This is a genomic window from Kitasatospora sp. UYEF31 (assembly GCF_057291755.1).
Genome location: NZ_JBXAWK010000017.1, coordinates 72,648 through 93,655 on the forward strand (window position 1 = coordinate 72,648; position 21,008 = coordinate 93,655).

Here is a 21,008-nt window from a genome sequence, read left to right on the forward strand (position 1 = left end):
TACGCTCACCGCATGGCAGGAGTGGGCGAGGCCGGGAGCGGCGGTTCAGCGGGGGCCGGGGAGCCTGAGGCGTTCCGCCGCGCGGTAGCCGGGATGCGTGGTGCCGCAGTGCGGCCGGAGATCGAGATCAATGAGATGGCGGGTCCGCGGAAGCTGGCGCCGTTCTCAGCGGCGTTCGTGGCCGAGGTGGTGCTGGGCGAGGACGATGAACCGGCCGCGGGCCGGCTTGTGCTGCTGCACGACCCGGACGGGCAGGAGGGCTGGGAAGGGCCGTTCCGGATCGTTACGTTCTCCCGGGCGGAGCTGGAACCGGAGATGGCCATCGACCCGCTGCTGCCCGAGGTGGGCTGGTCGTGGCTGACCGAGGCGCTGGAGTCGCAGCGCGCGCTGTTCACCGCGCCGAGCGGCACTGTCAGCCGTACGACGTCGCAGAGTTTCGGCTCGCTGGCGGGCCGGTCCGCCCGTACGGAGATTGAGATCCGCGCGTCGTGGACTCCGGTGGGTGAAGATTTCGGCGCGCATGTCCGGGCGTGGACGGAGATGTTGTGCACGTGCGCGGGGCTGCCGCCAGTGGAGACGCACCGGGATGTCGTCCAGCTCCCGCAGCGCCGCTCGCCCTGAACCGCACCGGCCCCGGGGTGCTGTGGACGGCCCGGAAAAGTAGCCGCATCCACGCTTATCCATATCAACGGCACATAACGGATCTGGATCTTCTTCTAAAGCCGGACGGGAAAGCTGCCGAAGCATCATGTGACCACCCCGGGGAGTAGTTCACCCCAACTTCCCGGGAATCGCGATCACTGCGCAGGAGGCCCGGTGTCGGTACTTCTCGACCACCCAGCAAACCTGCTTGCCTACCGTCCTTCCAAGCCCACGGCGATGGTTGTCGTCGCAGACCCCCGGGTCCGCGACGCGGTCATCCGTCATCTGTGGGCCCTCGGTGTGCGTGACGTCGTCGGGGCGTCCACCATCGCCGAGGCTCGCTCCCGTGCCGGCACGCCGCGCGACCTCTGTGTCGCCGACGTGCATCTGCCTGACGGCTCCGGGCTCGCTCTCCTCCAGGAGATGCGCGCTTCCGGTTGGCCGAACGGGCTGGCACTCTCCGCAGCCGACGACATCGGTGCTGTACGTTCCGCGCTCGCCGCGGGTGTACGGGGCTATGTCGTGACGGGTGCGCGGGCGGGAACGAATCCTGGACAGCACAGGCAAGCCGGCATGGTTGGCATGTCACACGCTCCACGGCTCCGGCCGGAACACGGAGCCGACCCATCTTCCGGAGTCCGAGAGTTGTCGGCCCGTGAGATCGAGGTCCTGCGCCTGGTTGCCGAAGGCCGTTCCAACAAGGCGATCGGCCAGGCCATGGGCCTGTCCGCGCTGACGGTCAAGAGCCACCTGGCCCGGATCGCCCGCAAGATGGGCACCGGGGACCGGGCCGGCATGGTGGCACTCGCGCTGCGCGCGGGCATCATCAGCTGACCGGAAGCCGTCCCGGGCAGACTGCCGGGAACAGCTGAACGACGGTTGCCAGCAACACGATCATCCTGTGGGATCCCCTCACCACAGGAACCCCGCGCTTCATACAAGCGCAAGCGAGACGCGGATCCCCGACGGGTGGCGAACCCACCGGTCGGGGATCCGCGTTATGTTTAACCGGTGACCGACGCCTCTCTCGAATCCACATCCGAAGCTCCGGCGCCGGTTCCTTTGCTGGCCCCACGTGAGGGCGTGCCCCCCGTCGTGGCCGATCCGGCCGCGCTGGCACGTACCGTCGAGGCGTTCGCCGGCGGGCACGGCCCGGTGGCCGTGGACGCCGAGCGGGCCTCCGGGTACCGCTACGGACAGCGCGCCTATCTGATCCAGCTGCGCCGCGCCGGCGCGGGGACCGCGCTCGTAGACCCTGCCGCACTCCCTGATCTGACCTCCCTGAACTCGGCCATCGCCGACGCCGAGTGGGTCCTGCACGCAGCCACCCAGGACCTGCCGTGCCTGCGTGAGGTCGGTATGGTCCCGCAGCGCATCTTCGACACCGAACTGGCCGGGCGGCTGGCGTCCTTCCCCCGGGTCGGCCTGGGCGCGATGGTCGAGTCGGTGCTCGGCTTCCAGTTGGAGAAGGGCCACTCGGCCGTCGACTGGTCGACCCGTCCGCTGCCCGAGCCCTGGCTGCGTTACGCGGCGCTTGACGTCGAAGTCCTGGTGGAACTGCGCGATGCCATCGAGGAGACCCTGCGTGAGCAGGGCAAGCTCGCCTGGGCGCTGGAGGAGTTCGCCGCGATCGTCGCGGCCGGGCCCTCGGCTCCCCGGGTGGACCCGTGGCGGCGCACGTCGGGCATGCACCGCGTCCGCAGGCCCCGGCAGCTCGCCGTGGTCCGCGCGATGTGGGAAGCCCGTGACGAGATCGCGCAGGCCAAGGACGTGACACCGGGCAAGGTGATCCCGGACGCCGCGATCGTCGAGGCCGCGCTCGCGCTGCCGCCGTCGGTCGGTGCGCTGATGGCGCTGCCGGGCTTCACCGGGCGTGATTCGCGCCGTGAGTCCAGGACGTGGCTGGCCGCGATCGAGCTCGCCCGGGGGCTGCCCAACTCGGAGCTGCCGCCCAACACCCTCGCGCCGGACGGCCCGCCGCCGGCCCGCGCCTGGACGGACAAGGACCCGGTGGCCGCCGAGCGGCTCGTCGCCGCTAAGACTGCGGTCGCGGCGATCGCCGACGAGCACGGGCTGCCGACTGAGAACCTGCTCGCGCCGGACTCCGTGCGTCGCCTGGCCTGGGACCCGCCCGCGGTCCCGGCGCAGGACGCGGTCTCCGCCCGGCTGCGTGCGTACGGCGCCCGCGAGTGGCAGGTGACCTTGACCGCGCCGGTCCTGGCGGGTGCGTTCCTGCGCATCGAGGCCCACCGTACGGAAGAACCAGCGGTGCCCGCGGACACCGTCTGACCTCGCGGAACCACCGTCCAGGGTGTACCGGAGACGCGTTCGCGCGCTCCGGGCACCCGGGGCTGGTCCTGTCCAGTGGCACAGCCCGCGGGGCGCGGTCTGGACACTTCACCCAAAATATTGGTAAGCCTTACCTAATACACATAATCGTGAGAGGTAGGGCCGGTGTTCGCCAACTATTTGATCGGACTGCGGGAGGGCCTGGAGGCGTCCCTGGTCGTCAGCATTCTGGTGGCGTACCTGGTCAAGACCGGCCGCAAGGAAAAGCTGCCGCCGGTCTGGACCGGCATCGGCGCGGCGGTGGCCCTCAGCCTCGGCTTCGCCGCCGTCCTGACGTACACCTCCGCGGAGATGACGTTCGAGCAGCAGGAGCTGTTCGGCGGCAGCCTGTCGGTCGCCGCCGTCGTCCTGGTCACCTGGATGGTCTTCTGGATGCGCCGCACCGCGCGCTCCATGAAGACCGAGTTGCACGGCAAGCTCGACGCCGCCGTCGCCATGGGCACCGGCGCGCTGGTGCTGACCGCCTTCCTGGCGGTGGGCCGCGAGGGCCTGGAGACGTCCCTGTTCGTCTGGACGGCGGTCCGGGCCACCGGTGACAGCACCGACCCGCTGGTCGGCGTGGTCCTCGGCCTGGCCAGCGCGATCGTGCTCGGCTACCTGTTCTACCGGGGCGCGGTGCGGATCAACCTGGCGAAGTTCTTCACCTGGACCGGCGGCGCGCTGATCGTCGTGGCGGCGGGAGTCCTCGCGTACGGAGTCCACGACCTGCAGGAGGCGGACTTCCTGCCCGGCCTGAACAACAAGGCCTTCGACGTCTCCGACACGATCCCGCCGGACAGCTGGTACGGCACGCTGCTCAAGGGCATCTTCAACTTCCAGCCCGACCCGACGGTGTTCCAGGTGTGCGTGTGGGCGGCCTACCTGGTGCCGGTGATGTTGGTGTTCTGCTTCCACAAGCCGAGGGTGGAGAAGTCCCCGGCGGCGCAGCGCGAGCCGGTCACCGCAGCCTGATCCGCCGCCGCGCCGGAGGCGCGTCGATCTTGTGCGGAAGTCCCCTCTGAAAGATCTTCAGAGGGGACTTCCGTCCATGCCGACGCAGCTCAGTCAGGCGAAGAGCGCCTTGCCCCAGTAGTCGTCCGGGCCGGTGACCCCGGGCGGGCACGCGAACAGTGCGCTGCCGACGTGCTGGACGTACTCGTTCATCTTGTCCTTCGCCGCCAGTTGCTTCTGGACGGGGATGAACCCCGTACGCGGGTCACGTTGGTAGGCGAGGAAGAACAGGCCCGCCTCCAGGCGGCCCAGGCCGTCGGAGCCGTCGACGAACGAGTAGCCGCGGCGCAGGATGGTCGCGCCGTTGTTCGAATCGGGGTGGGACAGCCGGACGTGCGAGTCCACGGGGAGGGCTTTCAGCGGCACCGGGTCGTGTTCCTTGACCGCTCCGTACGGCGCGCCTTCGCCCTTCGTCCGGCCGAAGATGTCCTCCTGCTCCTGGAGCGGCGTACGGTCCCAGGTCTCGATGTGCATCCGGATCCGGCGGGCCACCAGGTAGGAGCCACCGCGCATCCACTGCGGTCCTTCGCTGGTCCACACGAACTCGCGATGCCGGGCGGTCTCGTCGGAGGCGATGTTGCGGGTGCCGTCCTTGAAACCGAACATGTTGCGCGGAGTCAACGCGTTCGGTGTCGTGGAGGAGGTCTTGCCGAAGCCGAGCTGCGACCAGCGGACCGCGACCGTGCCGAACCCCAGGCGGGCGAGGTTGCGGATGGCGTGCACGGCGATCTGCGGGTCGTCGGCGCAGGCCTGGACGCAGATGTCGCCGCCCGAGCGGGCGGGGTCGAGCTTGTCCGCGGGGAACGCCGGGAGGTCGGCGAGCGCCTCGGGCTTCTTCCCGTTGATGCCGAAGCGGTCCTTGCCGTCCTTGAGGAACAGGGACGGGCCGAAGCCGATCGTCAGCGTCAGGTTGTTCGCGGGCAGGCCGAGGGCCTCGCCGGTGTCGTCCGGCGGGGACTCGGGGATGCCGCCGACGGCGCCGCGGCCGACGTCCCTACCCGCGGTCATGGCGGTCGCGGCGGCCGTCCAGTCCTGGAGCATCCGCACGAGTTTCGCCCGGTCGTCGGTGACGACGTCGAACGAGACGAAGTGCAGACGGTCCTGTACGGGTGTGGTGATACCGGCCTGGTGCGCGCCGTGGAACGGGACGGCGTGGGTGGGCGAGTCGTCCGTCTCCGCTTCGGACGCGTGCGCGACCACGGCGGTGACCGAGCCGGCGCCGACGGCTCCCACGGCGAGGGCGCCGCCGGTCCAGCCGAGCAGGGCCCGCCGGGAGACGGTTCCCGACGGACCATCAGGAACGGCCGCCGGCGCGGTGTTGTCGTGTTCTTCCGTCATCGACGGCCTCTCCTTTGCCAGGTTCCAGCGGGTGGGGCTGCTTACTCGGCTCTGCTTACTGGGAGACGGCGCCGGCGAGCTTGGACAGCGGCTCGGCGAGCGCGTTGACCGAGTCCGACAGTTCCTTGCGCTTGGCCGCGTCCACGGTCTCGTACGAGACGTAGGTGTCGCCCTGCTTGTACTTGGCGAGCAGGCCCTGGATCTTGGTGAACTCCGCGTCCAGGGTGCCGGCCAGGGCCGCGTCCTTCTCCGCCACGTACGGCTTGAGCAGCTCGTACGCCTTCTTCGCCCCGTCGACGTTGCCCGCGAAGTCGACCAGGTCGGTGTGGCTGAACGCCTCTTCCTCGCCGGTGACCTTGCCGGTGGCGACCTCGTCGAGCAGTTCCTTGGCACCGTTGGCCATCGAGGTGGGCGTGACTTCCGCACCGCCGACCTTGGCCTGGAGGTCCTTGAAGTCCGCCATCAGCGCGGTGGCGTACTTCTTGTCGTCCCCGGTGATCTGCCCCGTGGTCCACAGGGTCTTCTCAAGGCGGTGCCAGCCGGTGAACTCCTGGCCCGCTTCGAGGTCGGCCTCGCGGATGTCCATCTTCGGGTCGAGGTCGCCGAACGCCTCGGCGACCGGCTCGATGGTCTCCCAGCCGAGGCGGGACTTGGCGTACAGGTCCTTGGCCTTGGCGACGTCGCCGGCTTTGACCGCGTCGGTGAACGACTGCACGAGCGGCTCGGAGTCGTCGACGGTCTTCTGGACGAAGGACCGGTAGTCCACGACGGCCTTGGCCAGGCGCGGGTCGATCTGCTTCTCAGTGACGGCGCCGGCGACGGTGACGTCCTGGCGGATGCCGTCGCCCTTCATGCCGGGTTTGCAGGCGACCTGGTACTTGCCGGGCTTGATCTCGAAGTTGATGTCCACCGACGTGCCGGGGCCGATGTTCTCGCGCTCGGTCACGATGCGGTCGCCGGCGGCGTACACGTACAGCTCGGTGACCTGGCTGCCCTTGTTGGCGACCTTGAGCGTGTTCTTGCCGGTCTTCCAGTCCTTGCTGCTCAGCTCGCACTTCTTGTCGGAGGCGGTGATCTTAACCGCGTCGGAGCTCCCTGAGTCGCCTCCGCAGGCGGCGAGCAGGGGGAACCCGAGGCCGAGGACGGCGGCGGTGGCGAGGGAACGGCGGACGGCGGACATTCAACACTCCAAGTACGGTTCAGCCCGCCCCGGGGACGGAAGCGGCGGCAGAGATCAGATCAAGCAAGGTTAGGCATAGCTAAGTTAGCCATACCTCAGCGGCATTGTGACAGGACTGCGGGAACAGTCACATACCGGGGCGGGCCCACCTGCGGCTTGAGTTCCGGCGCCGCGGAGTGCTTTCGCGCACGACGTGATCCAGCGCACCGGAGAGCCCCCCTTCGCGAATTGGTTACTCATGAGTAGCATGGGTCCAAAGAGCTGTCCGGCAGGACCCTTCACCGGTGCAGCGCGCAGTCCACCGCAGGAGGAATGCTCCCGTGCCTCAAAACGTCAGGAACGTCGTCTTCGTCGACGGCGTCCGCACCCCCTTCGGCAAGGCGGGTGCCAAGGGCATCTACCACGAGACCCGTAGCGATGACCTGGTGATCGCCTGCATCCGCGAGCTGATGCGGCGCAACCCGTCGCTGCCCGCGGAGCGGATCGACGAGGTGGCCCTCGCCGCCACCACGCAGATCGGCGACCAGGGTCTGACCATCGGCCGTGTCGCGGCCCTGCTCTCAGGCCTCCCCAAGTCGGTCCCCGGCTACTCGATCGACCGCATGTGCGCCGGCGCGATGACCTCGGTGACCTCGGTCGCCGGCGGTATCGCCTTCGGCTCGCTCGACATCGCCGTCGCCGGCGGTCTCGAGCACATGGGCCGCCACCCGATGGGCGAGGGCATGGACCCGAACCCGCGGATCCTCTCCGAGCGGATCGTCGACCCGTCCGCGCTGAGCATGGGCAACACCGCGGAGAACCTGCACGACCGGTTCCCGCACATCACCAAGCAGCGCGCCGACGAGTACGCGGTGCGCAGCCAGGAGAAGGCCGCCAAGGCGTACGCCGACGGCAAGATCCAGCTGGACATGGTCCCGGTCGCCACGCGCAGCGTCGAGCAGGGCTGGGGTCTGGCCACGCAGGACGAGCTGATGCGTCCGGGCACGTCGCTGGAGGCCCTGGCCGGGCTGAAGACGCCGTTCCGGGTGCGCGGCAACGTGACCGCGGGCAACTCGTCGGGTCTGACCGACGGCGCGACCGCCTCGCTGATCGCCGCCGAGGACGTGGCGCGCGAGCTGGGTCTGCCGGTCAAGATGCGCATGGTGTCGTACGCCTTCGCGGGCGTCGAGCCCGAGGTCATGGGCATCGGTCCGGTCCCGGCGACGGACAAGGCGCTGGCCCAGGCCGGCCTGTCCATCGACGACATCGGCCTGTTCGAGGTCAACGAAGCCTTCGCCGTGCAGGTGCTGGCCTTCCTCGACAACTACGGCATCGCCGATGACGACGTACGGGTGAACAAGTACGGCGGCGCGATCGCCTTCGGCCACCCGCTGGCCTCGTCCGGTGTGCGGCTGATGAACCAGCTGGCCCGGCAGTTCGAGGAGCACCCCGAGGTGCGCTACGGCCTGACCACCATGTGCATCGGTCTGGGCATGGGCGGCACGGTCGTCTGGGAGAACCCGAACCATGTTGCGTACGGCACTGAGGGGAACAAGTAATCATGACGGACCTTCAGACCCTCGCGGCGGAGATCTTCCCGGACGAGGTCGTGACGCACTTCCCGGTGCGTGTCCTCGATCTGCCCTACGGTGCGGGCAAGTTCGCCCTCATCAGCATGGACAACGGCCTCGACCACACGAAGCCGAGCACGTTCGGCCCGGGCGGTCTGGCCGAGCTCGGCGCGGCCATCGACAAGGTGCAGTCGCTGGCCGTCGACGGTGAGATCGTCGCCGCCGGTGTGACCGGCAAGCCGTTCATCTTCGCGGTCGGCGCCGACCTCAAGGGCATCGAAGCGATCAAGGTGCGCGAGCACGCGCTCGCCATCGGCCGGGCCGGGCACGACGCGTTCAAGCGTCTGTCGGCCCTGCCCGTCCCGACGTTCGCGTTCTACAACGGCGCGGCGATGGGCGGCGGCGTCGAGATCGGCCTGCACTGCACGTACCGCACGATCTCCACCGCGGTCCCGGCGTTCTCGCTGCCGGAGTGCTTCCTCGGCCTGGTCCCCGGCTGGGGCGGCTGCGTCCTGCTGCCGAACCTGATCGGCCCGGACAACGCCGTCTCGGTGATCATCGAGAACTCGCTGAACCAGAACAAGCAGTTGTCCGGCCCCCGGGCGTTCAAGCTCGGCATCGCCGACGTGCTGCTCGACTCGGCCGACTTCCTGGCCGAGTCGCTGCGCTGGACCGCGCGGGTCGTCAACGGTGACGTGACGGTCGAGCGCAAGTCCTTCTCCGACACCGAGTGGGACGCCGCGGTCGCCAAGGGCCGGGCCATCGCCGACTCCAAGGTGCACGGTGCCTCCCCGGCCCCGTACCGCGCCCTGGACATCATCGACGCGGCCCGCAACGGTGACCTCGAAGCCGGTTTCGCCGCCGAGGACGAGGCTCTCGCGGACCTCATCATGGGCGATGAGCTGCGCAGCGGCCTGTACTCGTTCAACCTGGTGCAGAAGCGCGCCAAGCGTCCGGCCGGTGCCCCCGACCGCAAGCTCGCGCGCCCGGTCACCAAGGTGGGTGTGGTCGGCGCGGGCCTGATGGCCTCGCAGCTGGCGCTCCTGTTCGCGCGTCGCCTCCAGGTGCCGGTCGTGCTGACCGACATCGACCAGGCGCGCATCGACAAGGGCGTGGCGTACTGCCACGACGAGATCGACAAGCTGCTGCTGCGCGGCCGTACGTCGCAGGATTCTGCGAACAAGCTCAAGGGCCTGATCTCCGGCGCGCTGGACAAGGCGACCGCCTTCGCGGACGCGGACTTCGTGATCGAGGCCGTGTTCGAGGAGATGGGCGTCAAGCAGCAGGTGTTCGCCGAGCTGGAAGCGGTCGTCTCCGACACCTGCATCCTGGCGACGAACACCTCGTCGCTGTCGATCACCGAGATGGCGTCGAAGCTCCAGCACCCGGAGCGGGTCGTCGGCTTCCACTTCTTCAATCCGGTGGCGATCCTGCCGCTGCTTGAGATCGTGCGCGCCGAGCAGACCGACGACGCGACCCTGGCCACGGCCTTCGCGGTGTCGAAGACGCTGAAGAAGACGTCGGTGCTGGTCAAGGATGCTCCGGCGTTCGTGGTCAACCGGGTCCTGACCCGCTTCCTGGGTGAGGTGCTCGCGTCGGTGGACGAGGGGACCCCGTTCGAGGTCGCGGACAACGCGCTGGCCCCGCTGGGTCTGCCGATGTCGCCTCTGACGCTGCTCGAACTGGTCGGTCCGGCCATCGCGCTGCACGTCGCGGAGACGCTGAACGCGGCGTTCCCGGATCGGTTCGGGGTGTCCTCGAACCTGGCCCGCATCGTCAAGGGCGGCAAGCGCGCGGTCTACAAGTGGGACACAGGGGCGCCGGTCGTCGACCCCGAGGTCACCGCGCTCCTGGTGGTCGGTGACAAGCCGTCCACGCAGGAGCAGGTCCGCGAGCGCGCGCTCAAGGCGCTGGCCGAGGAGATCCGCCTCATGCTCGACGAGGGTGTCGTGCAGGCCGCGCAGGACATCGACCTGTGCATGATCACGGGTGCCGGCTGGCCGTTCCACCTGGGCGGGATCACCCCCTACCTCGACCGGGCCGGTGTGTCCGAGGCGGTCAGCGGCAAGCGTTTCCTGGAGCCGGGTGTGGCTTCGGTGCCGGCCGTCTGATCCTGCTGAGGCCGGGCGTTCCGCCCGGTTGAGTGTCTGTCGCGAAGAGCCGGTCCCCGCAGTCCGCGGGGGCCGGCTCTTTCCGATGGCCGCCGGACCGCAGCGGGTACGGGTGGTCTACAAGCCCCACCCGCCGACCGGGAAGCGCTCGCCGGACGCCGTCCGGCTCGACGCGGCGCGCGGCCGCGAGCTGTTCGACGCCGTCCGTACGGGTGGCGTCCGGCCTGAGCCGCTCACGGGCGAGAGCGTCTGACTCCGCGGGCCGGACACACGCTCAGGGGAGCGTCCGGCCCGGACGCTCCCCTGACGGCTGATCACATGAAGGACGACTCCGCGGTCAGCCCCAGGCCCTCGTCCGCGCCGGTGATGATCGGCTGGCAGTTGCCCCAGCCCACTCCCCCGCCGACCGGGTCGGTGACGCGGATGACGGTGTCGCGGATCTGGTGCAGCCGGCGGGCCTGTCCGGGTGTCGAGCAGTCCTCGATGCGCTCACCTTCGACGTTCAGCTCGCCACGCCATTCGCCGTGGTGGCGGCCGTCGAAGCCGAAGTAGAGACCGGCGCCGAGGTGGAATCCGGTGTCGCTGACGACCTCGATCCGCAAAGGTCTTGACGAACCGTCAGCCATGGTGGCGTGCACCTTGCCGCCGAGGAGTCGCCGGTTGACCGGGTCGAAGGACAGGTCGGGTACGAGATCCGCCCACTCTTCGACACGACCGTCGGGGTGCTCGACGCCGCCGGTCACCTTCTTCTGCGCGAAGCCTGGCGCGCTGATGATCTGGTAGTGCAGGAACAGTGCGTAGCGGCTGCCGTCCTGACGTTCCATCAGGACTGGTGACCACATCATGCGGAAGGACGCAGCCGGGTGCGACCCGGCCGGTTCGAGGTCGGCCGCCGGCGCGCCGACGTCGTAGCGGGTGCCCCAGGAGTGGTCCCTGGTGGCCACCCACGTGCCGGGGTCCACCTCCGTACGCTCGCCGTCGATTTCGACCCAGCCGGAGGCGACCCCTGTCTGGTGGTAGCGCACCAGGTCGGCCGTGGTCCGGTAGCCGCGACGGTTGTGGGTGCGCTCCTCAAGGGACGCCGGTACGGCGGCCTCGAAGGTGAAGTCGAAGGAGACCGGCTGGACTTCGTTGGGCTCGAGGACGAATCGGACCAGCTTGAGCGGTTCGACGACCTCGTACCGGATCGGCCCCGTCGCGGTCAGGCCCGGCGCCGACGACAGGCGGCGCGACGCCCGTACGGTCAACTGCTCGACGCCGCGCGAGACGCCCGCGTAGCCGTCCATCACGTTGCGGTTGGTGTACTTCCCCAGGCCGAAGCCGATCTGGAGGCTGCCGTCGCGGGCCGCCGCCATCGCGCACACCTTCTCCGTCCAGGACGGGTCGGTGCTGGCGACGGACGCGAACGTCTCGGCGACCTGGTGGGTGAAACCCTCATCCGCGGCCGTCAGCGGTCCGGTCTGGTTGGTCATGGCGCAGTCCCCTCGCAGTTCCCGGGAGTCCTGGGCGCTTTGCGGCGCTCCAGGCGTCCGGACCTCCGGATCGCCGGGAACAATACTTGATTCCATCATGGATATTGCGGCATCCGCCGCGCGATGGCCAGAGGTGGACCCGCACTTTCGTCAGCTCCCGCCGGCCCAAACTGGTGTACTGGTCGCTTCCATCTGATTTATCAAGCTTCCCGGTATATCGAACCCCTGGAATTCCGAGCCCTCGGGTTCTGGGAGTCGTTGCGACACATGATCGGCGCGGCAGGGGATCAGGCCGTCGGCAGATCCTTGACGAAAATGCTGGCCAGCCTGCGCTCCGCGTCCGCTCCGGCGCTCGACGCGAAACCGATCGCGAGCCTGGCCCGGTCCGGGCGCTGCGGGTCGGGGAAGTGCACGGCCACCCCCTCCGGTTCGCGGAACGGCAGGTCCACACCCTCGCCGAGGAGTCGGCGCTCCATCTGCTGCCCACCGGGCACTGCGACGTCCGTGCAGGTCAGATAGGTGTTGCCGACGCCCTCGGCGGATCCGGGCGCTCCGTAGGCGTTGCCTTCCAGGGTGTAGAGGTAGCGGCCGAGCAGGGCCATCCCCTGCGCGCTGGGCTTAGGGTTCCCCCGGGACACGTTCATCGGCGGCGCGGGGATGTCATAGCGCGGGGTACGGTCCTTGCGCAGCACACTCTGGAGCGGGTGGACGCGGACCCGAACCTGGCCCTTCTTCGTGTAGCGCACGGCCAGTTGACCGAAGAGCGGATCCAGCGCGCACGTGACCCGGCGCGCACCGGAGACCAGGGCGAATCCCTGGACCTGCCGGTCGCCGTAGTCGACCGTCGTGCCGTCGGTGAACGGGACGGCCGCCACCCGGGTCCCCCACCCGGTGTCACCCTCCTGCAGGGAGTCCCCTTCCAGCCACAGCCGGCTTCCGCTGCCGACCGGTTCGACGCCGATCTGCCCACCGTGGCCGAACCCCGTCAGGATCATCTGGCCGCGCTGCCTGCCGTCGAGGCTGAGCCTGGTGATCCGCAGATCCCCCGCGCTGCGGTCCTTCACCTGTGCGGTGAAGATCCACCGGTTGGCACTGTCGAAGGCGAAGGACTGCATGACTGTGCCCGTCCCACCCAGCTCGACCCGGTCGAGGAGTAGCGCCGACGGACCGTCAAGGGCGAACCGCGGCCCGGTGTCCGGCTTCGCTGACGCGCCGTCGGACGGCCCGGGATCGGCAGGCCCGTGGTCCGACGACCCGGTGCGACGGGCGACGATGAGCCCGGCGGCGGTCGCGACGCCGAGGCCCGCGGCCAGTTTCACGAGGCCGCGCCGGGTGACCCGGCTGGCGCCCGCCCGGGGAAGCGGCCCGGCGTCCGCCGGGGACGGGCGCTCGGCACCCGCCTGCGGGGAAGGCCGGTCGGCGGGGGCCTGGCTCACGTTGTCCAACCTCTCACTTTGAATCGCGGAACCAGGAAGCCTGGCCGGAGGGCGGCTCGGGCATCCCGCCGAGCGTGGGGTCGAGCTCGGTCAGCAGCCTTTCCATCTCGTGCCGTTCGGCCCGCATGGCGAGTGTGTTGACCGCCTCGTTGAACCTCTCCATCGAGGTGGGCTTGTCCGGGCCGAGGACGTAGTCCTTCAGGACCCGGCGGTCGTCCACCATCGGGTCCCGCCATGGCGGGCGGACCGAGTCGAGGATGCCGGGCAGCCGCGTGCACTCCACGTCGAGGATGTACGCGCCGCCCGCGGTGGTGAAGGCTGCGCGGAAATCGTCGTCGGTCAGCCCGGCGGCGTTCGTCAGGACGTACGGCTTCAGGCTGGCCACGAAGTCCGCCACCACACTGGATACATCGCTGATCAGTATGTCGGCCTGGTTGAAGCATTCGTACAAGTGGGGCAACTGCTTGAGGATCACGTTGTGCCGGACGGGGCCACGGCTCGCCCAGAACAACTCGTGCCACTCGTCCCGCAGCGCGAGCCACTCATCGTTGCCGCCAGGACCGGCGGCGTTCAGGCCCGCGTCACGGCTCTGCTCCGCGTCGTCACCGCGGACCTGACGGCCCACCAGGTCGTCGAGCCGGCTGTTGATCTCCTGGAGCCGGACGTTGGCCTCGGCCACCTTCACAGCGGTCCGCTTGGCGTCCCGCCGCTGGTTGTCCTCGCGCAGCAGGGAGATGATGCGGTCGTTGATCCGGGCGGCCTCAGCCGAACGCTTGCCGTTCAGCGGGTGCGGTTTGTAGATGACGCGGACCGGTGGGTTCTGCGCGAGGAGCGTTTCGATGATCCGCTCACCCATCGGGATCACCGAGGTGTGGCAGTCGTCGTCGCTCCAGCCCTCCCACGTCGGCGCGTACAGGATCACCGGCTGCGGGCCCGGGACGTGCTCGGCGACCGACTTGATGTCGGCCAGCTGGGGGCGTCCCACCTCGACGATCGCCTCGTCGCGGACCGCGTACTTGATCCGCTGGTAGCGGTCCCGGCCGGCTTTGCCCGCCACCCAGATCTCGTCGTAGATCTTGCTCACCCGGTTGCTGCTGGCGAGCTTGTCGCTGTCACCGTGGCCGATGAAGACGTGCTTGGCCTCGGCGACCCGGAGCATGTGCACGTTCTTCCCGGCGTTGCCCGGATACAGGACCACCTGCAGGCTGTTCAGGTCCAGCTCGGCGAGGTCGTCGGCCTTGGGCACGCACACCACCGGGATGCGGGTGCGGCTGAGGAATCTGAAGGTGGCCCGTTCGCGCAGGATGATGAGCGGCCGCCGGTCGAGGCTCTCCAGCGTCTCCAGCCACATGTTGACCTGGTACATGAAGTCCTGCGACACCGCGGCGAAGGTGAAGTACAGCGCCACCTGCGGCCGGTACTCGGTCAGCTGCCAGTTCACCGCGTTGAGGATGCGCTGGCGGGTCGGCGCCCGGCGGTTGTTGCGGAGTTGCCGGAGCAGGACGGCCAACATCAGGGCCGCGGCGGTCAGGGACACCGCGTAGCCGCCCACCGCCACGATCCGCCGGTGCGTGGCCAGGCTCGCCAGGAGCCCGCCGAGGAGCGGCAGGTCGAGGTGGAGGAACTTGCGCAGGTACCGGTCGTACAGGAACGACGGCGGGGTGTCGGGTATGCGCAGCACGCTGAGGTCGATGTTGCGCACGACGATCGGCAGGGTCCGCCGCACACGCAGGGTACGGTGCGCGACCGTGTAGAGCATCAGGACGCAGAACAGGCCGATGGACGCGCAGAGCGCCGCGATCACCAGGGAGGTGGGGGCGTCGAGGCGGTCGGCGAGCACGATCGCCAGAGCCTGCCGGAGCAGGAAGCGCACCACCCGGTTGAGCCGTACCGAGGCGAGCGTCTTGACGAATTCCGGCGCGCGCCTGTGCAGCGCCTCGTCGGCGATGTAGCTGACGACGACTGCCGCAGTGAACCCCCAGAGGGAGGGCAGCAGCGCCGTGACCGGAAGCGCGGCGAACGACACCAGGAAGGCCACGACCAGGAGGACGTCCACCGGCCGGTCCAGGAGCAGCAGCCTCGCGAGACGTTTCATCTTCCTACCTGCGTCAGGTCGTCGGCCAGGAGCCGGCCCAGCTGGGCGGGGATCAGCCCGCTGTCCGGTGCCGCGTCCGGGACCGGCTTCATCGGCCTGGTCCGGGTCATGTCCCGGCGCACGTCGACGATGTGACCGGTCATCGTGGAGATCAGTACATCGATGGACACCTGCGCCACCTCGCTGGAGGCCAGCAGGCTGCCGACCGGCTCGTCGCCGAAGGCCCGGGTCCGCATCGGTGTCCCGGTGCGCTCCGGGTTGACGCAGTTGATCCGTACGCCGAGGTCGGACCATTCCTCGGCCAGCGCCTGGGTGAGGTTGACGACCGCGGCCTTCGCCGAGGAGTAGAGGCTGTAGTCGCCCCGGCCGCGGGTGTACGAGCTGGAGGTGTAGAGCAGCAGTTGCCCGCGGGTTTCGGCCAGGTAGGGCAGGGCGGCCCTGGCGATGTGCACGGGGGCCAGGTAGTTGACCCGCAGGGCCTCTTCGATCACCCGGTCGGGGGCGTCGGCCAGGCTGCCCTTGTGCAGGATGCCCGCGGTGTTGACCACGTAGTCGATCCGGCCGGTCTCGGCGTGCACTTTGCCGAGCGCCGCCCGGACCTCGTCGGCGTGCTCGACGTGGGTGCCGGTGGTGCTGCGGCTGAAGCAGTGGACGTCCGCACCGTGGCGCGCGGCCATCGCGGCGACGTCGGCGCCGATGCCGTAGCTGCCGCCGAAGACCACCATGGTGCGGCCGGTGAACGCCTCGGCGTACGCGTCGTCGTCGGCGTGCCGGGGGGCCTCGTGGGCGAACAGCTGGAAGAGCTTGTCGGCGATGAAGATGTCCACTGGTTCCGTAACCTTCATGTTCGATTCATGTCCCGGTACCAGGGCTATGGGAACATTCGGAAGGTAGCGGAGTACCACACCACAGTCGTCGGTGGCGGTGAAGTCCGGGTCGGCCGAGCCTATTTCGTAGGCCTCGCGGATGACGGAAAGACGGAAGCCCTGCGGGGTCTGGCCCCGGCGCAGCTTCGCGCGCTCGGGGATGCCGATGAGCACTTCGCCGTCCGTGGCGATGACTGTGTCCGCGGACGGGATGACCACGTCCACGGCTTCGTACCGGCTCAGGAGGTCGACGCAGTCGGCGATGATGCGGTGGGTGACGAAGGGCCGGACCGCGTCGTGGAACAGGACGTTGCACTCCCGGTCGCCGATGGCGGCCAGGGCGTTGCGGGTGGTCTCGTTGCGGGTCACGCCACCTTCGAGGATGCCGGTGACCTTGCCGAGCCCGGCCTGGTCGATGATCGCCTGGGTCGCTTCGGCGTGGCCCGCAACCATCATGACCAGGATTTCGTCCACCTGGGGGGACGAGTCGAAGACCTCCAGGGTGTGCTGGAGCAGGGTCTTGCCCGCGACTTTGACGAACTGCTTGGGGATGGGCAGCCCGATGCGCTGTCCGGTTCCTCCGGCGAGGATGACGGCGACGGTGCGCAGGGGCTCGGTGGGCTGTGTCGTGGGCACGCGGAGACCTCGATGATCGCTGGGGGCGTAGCGGCCGGCGGAGCGGCCGGGTCGCTGGTTGACACGTACGAGTTGATGGCCTGACCCGACGGGGCGACAGCCCTTGAGGTCTGTTTCGGCAGGAAACCGACTGTCACTTGACAGCCCATCAGATGAAGCGGGAGTTTCATTGTCACTTGACGGCCCGTCAGGGCTATCTCGTCGACTACGGCTTGGCGGTCTCCCCCTTGCGGGCGGCCGGCCAGGCGGCACCCCTGCGGATGGCGTCGAAGAGTTCCGCCGCCCGGGCCCGGTCAAGTTCGACCACGCTCTGCTGACCGCGCCAGCCGGTGCCGGTGACCGGGACGGTGCGGAACTCGATGTCCCCGTCCGACACGCCCTTCAGGCTCTCAGCCAGGCCGGTCAGGTCGCTGAACGACATCCCGTCATCGACGGTCATCGACTTGGTCATGCTTTCCATCAGCGCCTTGGTCCGCAGCGGATGTCCGAGCACGCCGTCCTTGGTGACCTTCCCGGCGATGGCGCCGAGCAGCTTCTGCTGGCGGACCACCCGGTCCAGGTCGCCGCGTGGCAGGCCGTGCCGCTGCCGGACGAACTTGAGCGACTGCTCTCCGGTGAGGTGGTTGGTGCCCGCGACGAAGTCGACCATCTGGGACGGGTCGTGGGTGGCCTCCTTGAGGTCGATGTCGACCCCGCCCAGCGCGTCGACCATGCTCTTGAACCCGTTGAAGTCCACCGCCATGTAGTGGTCGACTCGGATGCCGGTCAGGTCCTCGATCGTGGCGGTGAGCAGTGCCGGACCGCCCCAGGAGTACGCGGCGTTGAGCTTCGCCCCGCCCTTGCCGGGGATGTTCACCCAGGAGTCGCGGGGCAGTGAGACCGCCTGCACCTTGCTGCGGTCGGACGGGATGTGCAGCAGCATCATCGTGTCGGTGCGGTTGCCGCGCTGCTTGTTGAAGTCAACGTCGGCTTCGGTGCCGGTGGACGCCGGGCCCCGCGAGTCCGAGCCGACGAGCAGGATGTTCATCGCCTTGCCGGCCGCCGGGTCCTTCTCGGGGCGGGGGTCGGCGCCGGGAAGACCGTCCCGGGCGAAGACGTCCTTCTCGCGGGTGATGTTGGAGTCCAGGGAACTGACGAGCCACCACGCGTAGCCGGCCGTCCCGCCTATCAGGAGGACGAACAGGGCCAGCATGATGAGCAGTGGCTTCTTCCAGCGCCTGCGGGGTTTGGCGCCGGCCCGCCGGCTGCGTCGGCCGCCGGGGGGAACGGGCTCGGCGTCGGGTGTCAGCGTGTCTGGTTCCAGGGGGGCGGTCACAGGGCCGGGGCTCCTCGTCATGGTTCAGCGGGCGCCGGGTAGGGCGGGGCCCCGGCCTGGTCGGCGGGACCGGAACATCGCGTACGGGCGAGCTTGCGGATGTGCGTCTCACGGGGACGGCACGCAGCTCCATTGACCGCGCTGCGGGTCGATGGCCAGGACGCGGCCGAGATAGTGCGATGTGCCCAGGCGCTCCACGGAGATCCGCCACGGGCCCCAGTTGATGGTGCCGGGGGCCAGCGTGGCGATCGGTACGGCGAAGTCGAGGACCGCGGTGCCGGGGGCCGGCCCCTGCCTGACGATGCCTTCGACATGCCTCGGCCCGGTGACTTCGGCGGTCAGGTGGACGGTGTAAGGAACCTGTCCCTCGACGTGGCCCAGTGCCAGCGGGATGCGCACGAAGACGGTGCTGCCGTCGGACCGGACCTGGATCCGTTCGGGTTCGGTCATCGCCTCCAGGACCGGATTCGCCCTGCCGCCGACGGTGAAGCTGAGGTTGCCGTGCGGTTTCGTCCAGTACGGATTGACCAGCGTGCCCGCCGGTCCCAGGAGGGCGGGCCACAGCTGGTGCTCCGTCACCGGGTCACGTCCGGAGCCCAGCCGCTTGGACTTCCCCCAGCCGCACACCTCAAGGAGCACCGAGGGGTCGAGCGTGCCGGTCACCGGGACGCCGTGGTTCAGCGTCTCCGGGTCGATCCGGGAAACCGACCGCACCCGCAGCGCGAAGACCTCGTGCCCTTCGACGTTGCGGCCCAGGGGGATGCGCTCGGACTGCTGCCAGGTCGGGGCGTACAGGTCGCCACCCTTCTTCCGGTTGCGCAGGAACACCCGCAGCGAGGCTTCCTCCAGTGCCCGGGTGGCGTCGGACGCCGCCTCGACGCCGGGGACCCGCCGGATCTCCAGGGGCAGGTCCCAGCGGACCCGGTCCCCGTCCTGGACGAAGCGGACGGGCTGCTGTGAATTGTCGCCTTTGTCTACCCGGACCAGGTCGGTGACGATCCGTGCGGTGAACGCTCCCTGCTCCCAGGAGACTTGCTCGAGCCGGGGCTGGTGAGTGGTGCCGGCCTCGTGGGCGGCCAGCGCGCGCAGCAGATCGGGACGGCCGGCCCGCATCAGCGTGGACCGCACCCGGTCGTTGACCGGCAGGTACTCGTCGACCGACAGCGGGATGCGTTCCGCTGTCAGCCGGTGAACCACCTCGTACACCTCGAGGTAGTGGTCGTTCCTGCGGCGCAGGGTCTTCTCCGCGAACTGGTCGAGCATCTTCACCTGGTACCAGCGGGCGAACAGCCGGTCACGCAGCGGTCCGGGGGTGGTGCGCGACTCGATGATATCGAGGATGCGGCGGACGCCCGGGTAGAACTCGTGCGGGTCCATGCGGTACTGCGAGATGTTGTTAGTGGTCTCGTCGCGGAGCCAGTTGTAGGCCGGGTAGTCGTGCAGCACCGCGACCGACCGCGCGGCAAAGTGCGCCTGCAGCGTGAAGTTGTGGTCTTCGAGGTAGACCTTGCCGTCCGGGAACCAGACGTTGTTTTCCAGGAGCATGGCGCGCCGGAAGAGCTTCAGCGCTGTCATCGACCGCAGGAGCACGGGGTGGGTGAACAGGTGCGCCCCTTCGAGGGGCAGTGCCGTGGGCTCACGGGGCGCGTTGCGGCCGTGCCCGATCATGATCGGGTAGACGATGTCGGCACCGCTCGACAACGCTTTGGCGTACATCCGCTCAAGGGCTTCGGGTTCGAGCCAGTCGTCGGAGTCCGCGAGGAAGACGAACTCGCCCGCGGCCAGCTGGATCCCGGTGTTCCGGGGCCGCGACGGCCAGCCGGAGGCGGGTATCCGGATCAGCCTGATGTTCGAGTGCTTGGCGATCCGGTGCTCGAGCAGGTCCGCTGTGCCGTCGGTCGAACCGTCGTCGACGTACAGGACTTCGAATTCCGAGGGCGGAAGGCTCTGCCCGACCAGCGAGGCCAGATTCTTCAAGATCGGGTCTCCGGTGTTGAACACCGGGATCACTACACTGACCTTGATTCCCATTTCCGGTTTCCCCCGAGCCGAATCAATTAATACAAAAACTTGCGGATCGGATAACCGATTTCCTCGTTGGAGGATATTGTTCCGACACCACGATCGACGCTCCGACCGGCTTTCCACAGAAGTGACCAACCAGTAACTTAAACCTCGGCGGCAGCCCCCCAGCCAACCGCGGCCCCAATGGCGCGGGAACGTTTTTCCCACAGAATCTGAATGACGGTACGCCACCGTACGTCAGCAGGCGGCACCCAGGGGGCGAATTCCGCCCGCCTGCCCTTGCCCTTGTATCGAACATCACACGCGGAAGCCCGCGCCCCCGCCCGGTATCACCTGCTGGACCCGTCCGCGGCCGACCACGATCCGCGCCCTCTCGCCCTCTCGCCCTCTCGCCGGAGGCGCCACCCACTCCGGTCGCGGCCAACTCCCCGCCGTTGCAGGATGACCAGGACACGTGTCCGGTTAGTCCCGTATGGAGAGAGTGCCCATGCCGTTTGTACGCGACATCATGAACGCCGACGTCCAGACCGTCCCCGCGCACGAGACCCTCGACCGCGCCGCGCAGCTGATGCGCGACCACGACACCGGCGCGCTCCCCGTCATCAGCTCCGACGGTGAGCTCATCGGCATGGTCACCGACCGCGACATCGTGGTGAAGGCGATCGCCGAGGGCCACGACGCGGCCAGAGTCACCGTCGGTGAACTGCCGTTCGGCAAGCTGCACACTGTGCACGCCGAGTCGGACGCCGTGGTCGCCGTCGACTCGATGACCCGACACCGCATCCGCCGGCTCCCGGTGATGCACGAGGGCAGACTGGTGGGAATCGTCACCGCCGCCAACCTGTCGAAGGCACTTCCGGCCGAGCAGGTGAACCGGTTCCTGAACGCGGTCACCAGCGGCTGATTCCGCATCAGTTCACCAGGTCGACGACAATGCCGGGTGTACGGGATCTCCCGTACACCCGGCATTGTCCTGGTCGTTCCGCTGCCACCTGTGCCCTGA

At 68.9% G+C, this 21,008-nt stretch carries 16 protein-coding genes; 8 read left to right on the forward strand and 8 right to left on the reverse strand.

What is annotated here, in order from left to right:
* Positions 1-12 precede the first annotated feature (12 nt).
* The 4 genes from AC0Z36_RS11345 to efeU all read left to right on the forward strand — a co-directional run bounded on the left by AC0Z36_RS11345 (position 13) and on the right by efeU (position 3,942).
* Complete coding sequence (locus AC0Z36_RS11345) at positions 13-621, forward strand: DUF3000 domain-containing protein (protein WP_485462655.1); 609 nt, start codon at positions 13-15, stop codon at positions 619-621.
* Positions 622-816: 195 nt separating this feature from the next.
* Positions 817-1,476 (forward strand): LuxR C-terminal-related transcriptional regulator, encoded by a 660-nt coding sequence (locus tag AC0Z36_RS11350; protein WP_485462656.1) that lies wholly within the window; start codon positions 817-819, stop codon positions 1,474-1,476.
* A 177-nt stretch (positions 1,477-1,653) separates the two neighbouring features.
* Positions 1,654-2,931, forward strand: a complete 1,278-nt coding sequence (locus AC0Z36_RS11355) for an HRDC domain-containing protein (RefSeq protein WP_485462657.1) — start codon at positions 1,654-1,656, stop codon at positions 2,929-2,931.
* A 165-nt stretch (positions 2,932-3,096) separates the two neighbouring features.
* Positions 3,097-3,942, forward strand: coding sequence for an iron uptake transporter permease EfeU (efeU, locus tag AC0Z36_RS11360; RefSeq protein ID WP_485462658.1), 846 nt, complete (start codon positions 3,097-3,099; stop codon positions 3,940-3,942).
* Between the two features lie 93 nt (positions 3,943-4,035).
* On the opposite strand, the gene efeB is transcribed toward efeU, so the two are convergent.
* Positions 4,036-5,319 (reverse strand): iron uptake transporter deferrochelatase/peroxidase subunit, encoded by a 1,284-nt coding sequence (gene efeB, locus AC0Z36_RS11365; protein WP_485462659.1) that lies wholly within the window; start codon positions 5,317-5,319, stop codon positions 4,036-4,038.
* Positions 5,320-5,374: 55 nt separating this feature from the next.
* Positions 5,375-6,499, reverse strand: coding sequence for an iron uptake system protein EfeO (gene efeO / locus AC0Z36_RS11370; protein WP_485462660.1), 1,125 nt, complete (start codon positions 6,497-6,499; stop codon positions 5,375-5,377).
* A gap of 320 nt (positions 6,500-6,819) precedes the next feature.
* Here efeO and AC0Z36_RS11375 point away from each other — a divergent pair, with 320 nt between their 5' ends.
* The 3 genes from AC0Z36_RS11375 (at position 6,820) to AC0Z36_RS11385 (ending at position 10,413) form a co-directional block, all read left to right on the forward strand.
* The gene (locus AC0Z36_RS11375) at positions 6,820-8,037 is read left to right on the forward strand and encodes a thiolase family protein (protein ID WP_485462661.1); all 1,218 of its coding nucleotides are present in this window, start codon (positions 6,820-6,822) and stop codon (positions 8,035-8,037) included.
* Between the two features lie 2 nt (positions 8,038-8,039).
* Positions 8,040-10,160 carry a 3-hydroxyacyl-CoA dehydrogenase NAD-binding domain-containing protein gene (locus AC0Z36_RS11380; protein ID WP_485462662.1) on the forward strand — a complete coding sequence of 707 codons (2,121 nt, stop codon included), beginning with the start codon at positions 8,040-8,042 and terminating at the stop codon, positions 10,158-10,160.
* Between the two features lie 85 nt (positions 10,161-10,245).
* Positions 10,246-10,413 carry a hypothetical protein gene (locus AC0Z36_RS11385; RefSeq protein WP_485462663.1) on the forward strand — a complete coding sequence of 56 codons (168 nt, stop codon included), beginning with the start codon at positions 10,246-10,248 and terminating at the stop codon, positions 10,411-10,413.
* A gap of 61 nt (positions 10,414-10,474) precedes the next feature.
* On the opposite strand, the gene AC0Z36_RS11390 is transcribed toward AC0Z36_RS11385, so the two are convergent.
* The 6 genes from AC0Z36_RS11390 to AC0Z36_RS11415 all read right to left on the reverse strand — a co-directional run bounded on the left by AC0Z36_RS11390 (position 10,475) and on the right by AC0Z36_RS11415 (position 20,011).
* Positions 10,475-11,632 carry an Rv3169 family protein gene (locus AC0Z36_RS11390; protein ID WP_485462664.1) on the reverse strand — a complete coding sequence of 386 codons (1,158 nt, stop codon included), beginning with the start codon at positions 11,630-11,632 and terminating at the stop codon, positions 10,475-10,477.
* Positions 11,633-11,919: 287 nt separating this feature from the next.
* Positions 11,920-13,068 carry a phage baseplate protein gene (locus tag AC0Z36_RS11395; RefSeq protein WP_485462665.1) on the reverse strand — a complete coding sequence of 383 codons (1,149 nt, stop codon included), beginning with the start codon at positions 13,066-13,068 and terminating at the stop codon, positions 11,920-11,922.
* A gap of 13 nt (positions 13,069-13,081) precedes the next feature.
* On the reverse strand, positions 13,082-15,163 hold the full coding sequence (locus AC0Z36_RS11400; RefSeq protein ID WP_485462666.1) for a hypothetical protein: 2,082 nt from the start codon (positions 15,161-15,163) through the stop codon (positions 13,082-13,084).
* A complete protein-coding gene (locus AC0Z36_RS11405; RefSeq protein WP_485462667.1) occupies positions 15,160-16,665 on the reverse strand; it encodes an SDR family NAD(P)-dependent oxidoreductase in 1,506 nt (501 codons plus the stop codon). Before AC0Z36_RS11405 ends, AC0Z36_RS11400 begins: the two co-directional genes overlap by 4 nt.
* Positions 16,666-16,870: 205 nt before the next feature.
* Positions 16,871-17,980, reverse strand: coding sequence for an LCP family protein (locus tag AC0Z36_RS11410; protein WP_485462668.1), 1,110 nt, complete (start codon positions 17,978-17,980; stop codon positions 16,871-16,873).
* A gap of 108 nt (positions 17,981-18,088) precedes the next feature.
* Positions 18,089-20,011, reverse strand: a complete 1,923-nt coding sequence (locus AC0Z36_RS11415; protein WP_485462669.1) for a glycosyltransferase family 2 protein — start codon at positions 20,009-20,011, stop codon at positions 18,089-18,091.
* Between the two features lie 481 nt (positions 20,012-20,492).
* Here AC0Z36_RS11415 and AC0Z36_RS11420 point away from each other — a divergent pair, with 481 nt between their 5' ends.
* A complete protein-coding gene (locus tag AC0Z36_RS11420; RefSeq protein WP_485462670.1) occupies positions 20,493-20,909 on the forward strand; it encodes a CBS domain-containing protein in 417 nt (138 codons plus the stop codon).
* Positions 20,910-21,008: the final 99 nt, after the last annotated feature.